Raw genomic sequence first — 254 nt, 5'->3', positions numbered from 1 at the left:
ATTGTACAAAATCACTCAAGATTCAGGTGATCGTAAACCGCTCCCAACTGTGCTAGATGGAACGGATATTTTATCTTTACCCCCTGGCCGTTATTCTGCAGCAGGTCAATACCTTACAAATAAACCGACCACAAACGATTCATCGTTCTTTAATATTGACGCTGAGGGGATCGACACAAGAAAAGACATTCGTTTATGTAGAAGTTTTGACAATCTGTACTGGTTCGGAACTGTTCATACTGGAGGAGTCTTTA

At 40.9% G+C, this 254-nt stretch carries 1 protein-coding gene; it reads left to right on the top strand.

Going from position 1 to position 254, the window contains the following annotated elements; genetic code table 11:
- Nucleotides 1-254: hypothetical protein (locus tag R0J87_RS22585; protein WP_498889131.1), on the top strand; the 254-nt coding region annotated here is incomplete at both ends.

Origin of the sequence: Halomonas sp. SIMBA_159 (genome assembly GCF_046536035.1) — a bacterium.
In the GTDB taxonomy this organism is placed as follows: Bacteria; Pseudomonadota; Gammaproteobacteria; order Pseudomonadales; family Halomonadaceae; genus Vreelandella; species Vreelandella venusta_A.
This window is presented reverse-complemented; position numbering and strand designations above follow the sequence as displayed.